A 3,722-nucleotide genomic window follows, 5' to 3' on the forward strand; every position below is an offset into this window, starting at 1 on the left:
GAGAAGCGGAGGTCGTTGGCCTCGTCGCCAGAATCGCCTGGACCGGTGTCTTTGGGCTCGGGGCGGGTCTCGGCGTCGTCGTCAGCGGGCTCGCTGGGGGTGTCTCGCTGCTCAGTCATGCGCACACTGTAAACCTGACGGCGCAAACGCAACATAGGCGCAGATGGAGGCGCCTACTTCAGCTTGCCGAGGATGAGCCTCACGACGGCCACGACACCAACGCCGATCACGGCGCCTAGCAGCGCGATGGGGAGTTGCGGAAAGATGAGCCGGCCCGCCGCTATCAAGGCGCAGCCGACCACAATCATGGCAACGACCAGGAATTGCTTTCGACGGCTCACAAGTGCTCCTGCCTGAACGGTGCTGAGTCGGTGCACTTGGCTAAGCCGCGGATAAAGCCTTAACCATCTGTGCCGGAAGGAGCTCTCTGGCTGTACGCGGCCAGCCAGAGAGACCTTCGGCAGCTCAGTGGATCAGACGGGACGAATCTTCTGCGCCTGCGGGCCCTTCTGTCCCTGCCCGACTTCGTACTCGACCTTCTGGCCCTCTTCCAGGGACCGGTATCCACGACCGTCGATCTCGGAGTAATGGGCGAACACGTCCGCCGATCCGTCGTCCGGCGCGATGAAACCGTAGCCCTTCTCGCTGTTGAACCACTTGACAGTGCCAGTAGCCATTAGTGCTGCTGCCTTCCCCGATGACGCCGCAGCCGCGACTCGGCCGCTTCCCACGCCATCCATTGACCATCCTAAGAGCAAGGGTGGCGTACGACACCTCATGGACTTATGGGTTCTTAATTCGAGGCTCCGCGCCTACGCCGGACGGTGCAGCGGCAGCAGCTTCGCGGTACTCGTGAGCTCCAGCAGCATCCGCACGCCCTCGTTGGGATTCGCGATGAGCAATTCACCCCCATGGCGGCGAGCGTTCGTCGCCGCCCAGACGAGCGCGCCGAGTCCCGTGGAGTCCACAGACTCAGCATCCTGAAGGTCGATGATGAATCGAATCCGGCCCTCGCCAATAGCCCTAGCGATGACCTCACGAAATTCATCGGTGCTCGTCAGATTCAATCTGCCGTCCACCTCAAACACGCTGAAACCGTCGCGCTCGCCGCGTTCCACGACCACCTGCAAACCCCCTCTTGATGTGAAAGCGGCCGTGTGCTGGACCGTGCTCGCAGGGCACCAGTATGCCGGGGAATTGGCCGGCAATGACGGACATCACGCCCGACTTGCCGATAAAGCTAAGAAGCCTGCGAGAGTTGACTCTCGTCGATATTCGCGGAGGGGCCTGTGCGCGGGCCCCACCGCGAACATCAGTCAGCCGCTAGTGGCTTCCGGTGACGTCCTGCCACGGGAGATTGTGGCCGTTGCACATCTGCCCCGGCGTCTCTCCCGCTTGAGTGAGCGTGTCCTTGAGGCCAACCCTCACGAGCTGCCCGAACGACTGAACTCGCCCGCCCTCAGGGAAGGCAGCGTCCGGAGTGTCATTCTGACCTGAGTACGAGCAGATCGAGTTGGCGTTCGCCGGCCCGCGCTCCACCTGGCCTGCGGCCATGGCCGGTGCTGCCGATAGCGCCATCGAAGCTCCGACACAGAATGTCGCGGCGATGGTTTTGATGCGCATTGCTGTTACCTCACTTTCATCGGTTGGCGTGAGCCCCCCAGCCAGCCCGACGCAAGGTCCCAGCAATCTACTACACCCTCAGGAATGAGACTAGAGTCCCGGAAAGCAGCTCGCCGTGAAGCTCGTTGTCGCTCCCTGAGCCGAGGCGTACCGTGATGGAACCGGGGATTCATTTCTGACTGCCGTCGCGGAATGACAGCTGGGGCCAGCCGCATCCAGCCTCGCAGGGGCACTCGCAAGAGCGAGCTTGGCGAGGCAATCAACCCCTTTTGCAAGAAATCGAGACCCAAAATGCCCGTCACCGACGAGAGCATCGTCATACCCGCGCCTCAGGAGGAGATCTTCGATTACCTCCACGACCCGGCGCACACGCCGGAATACGACGCCACGATCCTCACCTCCGAGCTCGACGACGATGGTCCCATCCACGTCGGTTCCCGCTTCGGGGGCAAGGCAAGGATCATCGGCAGGACCTTCGATTGGAAAGTTGAGGTCATCGAGGACACCCGGCCGACAAAGATGGCCCTCAAATCAGTCGAGGGGCAGATCGACTTCACCAGTACCTACACCCTGACACCGGAAGTCGGCGGAACCAGGGTGCGTTACCACGTCGATTCGGGAGCTGGCCTCGGCGGGGTATTCGGCCGCGTGGGTGACGCCCTCGTCGCCAAGGCTTACGCACGGCAAGTCCGGGCCAACCTCGCCACGCTGTCCGAGATCCTCACGGACCACGGAAAAGAGCGCGGCTGAGCGCAGATGCAATACAAGGCCAGCCGCGGGGGTCGTTCCGGGTGGACGCTGCGCTGGTGTGGAGAGGAAGCGTGCGATGAGACGCGCGCGGGCCTTGGCGGCCTGCATGCTGGCCCTGGTCCTGGTCCTCAGCATGTCCGGGTGCGCTTACACGAACAGTGAACCCGCCCCGACGAGCACGCCTCTCCCACCCACGGTCTCGGTCGAGCAACAGGCGCGGCTCTTCATGGACCGGGGGGCCGTCGCGGCAGTCGTGCAGGTGCGCTGGCCCGGCGGGGAGTGGTCCAAGGCCTATGGCGTCCGCGACCTCGATGCCAAGACCCCCGCACAGCCCACCGACCTGGTGCAGGTCGCGAGCATCACCAAGACCATGACAGCGGTCACCGTCCTCAAGCTGGTCGATGACGGCCTCATCCGCCTCGACGACCCCGTGAACGACGTCATCCCGGGCTTCAAGACCCTCCTCCACCCGCCCGGCCCCATCACCGTAAGGCAACTGCTGGGTCACATCTCCGGCATCCCTGAGTACACCGATCTCCGGTTCAAGAACCAAGACCAACTTCGACAGGCCCTCTCCAACCCCGAACAGATCACGCCAGAAAAGGCCTTCGAACTGGCTGGAACCCAGAAATGGGACCCCTCCAGCGTCGGCACCTTCGGCTACTCGAGCACCGGCTACGAGGCCTTGGGGCTCTTGGTCCAGACCCTCCGCCACAAGCCGTACGCGCAGGTGCTCCGCGAGGAGGTCATCGACCCCCTCGGCCTCAAGGACACGTCCACGGCCCGGGTGGACGTCCACGATCCGCGCATCCTCCACGGCTACATCACCCTGCAGGGGCAGCGGCTCGACGTCACCGACAACGCGGACAGGGTCGATTCGGCCGCCGCGGGCGCTACGTCCACCGTTGCGGACGTCGACACGTTCTTCTCGGCCCTGTTTCAAGGCAAACTCATCTCGGCCAAGAGCCTTGCCGAGCTGGAGAAGCGGCCCAGTCTGGCACCATACGCACTCGGCGTCTGGACGTGGCCGGACGGATGCAAGGGCGGCACCAGATACGAGGGTCGCGGGGGTCTCTGGGACTATTTGACGTTCACCGCCGCCTCCGACGATGGCCGCTACGTTGCCACCATGGCGGTCGTCCCGCCACCCCTGCCGACCGAACTGGAGGGCTCCGCGGGGAACGCCCAGCGACACCTATGGAGCGGGCAGATGGAATGCGTCTTCACCGAGACGCTCGCCCGACTCTGCCAGAACCCGGCTTGAGCCCAGAACTCGAAATGAGCGCCATCTCAGCCGGGGTCCTCATCGTTGGCGACCTCTTCGATCCAGTCAACTGCCTCATCGGAAA

At 63.8% G+C, this 3,722-nt stretch carries 6 protein-coding genes; 2 read left to right on the plus strand and 4 right to left on the minus strand.

Translation table 11 applies throughout. The features are described 5' to 3' along the window. Positions 1-173: 173 nt before the first annotated feature. The 4 genes from ACTHL9_RS08790 to ACTHL9_RS08805 form a co-directional block, all read right to left on the minus strand. The gene (locus ACTHL9_RS08790) at positions 174-341 is read right to left on the minus strand and encodes a hypothetical protein (RefSeq protein WP_440518473.1); all 168 of its coding nucleotides are present in this window, start codon (positions 339-341) and stop codon (positions 174-176) included. A 132-nt stretch (positions 342-473) separates the two neighbouring features. Next, a complete protein-coding gene (locus ACTHL9_RS08795) occupies positions 474-677 on the minus strand; it encodes a cold-shock protein (RefSeq protein WP_138414424.1) in 204 nt (67 codons plus the stop codon). A gap of 135 nt (positions 678-812) precedes the next feature. After that, positions 813-1,118: an STAS domain-containing protein gene (locus tag ACTHL9_RS08800; RefSeq protein WP_440518474.1), complete on the minus strand. Its 306-nt coding sequence runs from the start codon at positions 1,116-1,118 to the stop codon at positions 813-815. Between the two features lie 205 nt (positions 1,119-1,323). Beyond that, complete coding sequence (locus ACTHL9_RS08805) at positions 1,324-1,623, minus strand: hypothetical protein (protein ID WP_440518475.1); 300 nt, start codon at positions 1,621-1,623, stop codon at positions 1,324-1,326. 291 nt (positions 1,624-1,914) lie between these two features. On the opposite strand from ACTHL9_RS08805, the gene ACTHL9_RS08810 reads away from it, so the two are divergent. Both ACTHL9_RS08810 and ACTHL9_RS08815 read left to right on the plus strand, forming a co-directional pair. Next, positions 1,915-2,373 carry an SRPBCC family protein gene (locus ACTHL9_RS08810; RefSeq protein WP_440518476.1) on the plus strand — a complete coding sequence of 153 codons (459 nt, stop codon included), beginning with the start codon at positions 1,915-1,917 and terminating at the stop codon, positions 2,371-2,373. A gap of 76 nt (positions 2,374-2,449) precedes the next feature. Beyond that, complete coding sequence (locus ACTHL9_RS08815) at positions 2,450-3,637, plus strand: serine hydrolase domain-containing protein (protein WP_440518477.1); 1,188 nt, start codon at positions 2,450-2,452, stop codon at positions 3,635-3,637. Positions 3,638-3,722: the final 85 nt, after the last annotated feature.

It is taken from the genome of Sinomonas sp., from assembly GCF_051955515.1.
GTDB lineage: Bacteria > Actinomycetota > Actinomycetes > Actinomycetales > Micrococcaceae > Sinomonas.

Excerpts from the sequence above, each read along its gene's own strand:
- ACTHL9_RS08805 (WP_440518475.1), bottom strand. The coding sequence starts at position 1,623 with ATGCGCATCAAAACCATCGCCGCGACATTCTGTGTCGGAGCTTCGATG.
- ACTHL9_RS08795 (WP_138414424.1), bottom strand. The coding sequence starts at position 677 with ATGGCTACTGGCACTGTCAAGTGGTTCAACAGCGAGAAGGGCTACGGT.
- ACTHL9_RS08815 (WP_440518477.1), top strand. The coding sequence starts at position 2,450 with ATGAGACGCGCGCGGGCCTTGGCGGCCTGCATGCTGGCCCTGGTCCTG.
- ACTHL9_RS08810 (WP_440518476.1), top strand. The coding sequence starts at position 1,915 with ATGCCCGTCACCGACGAGAGCATCGTCATACCCGCGCCTCAGGAGGAG.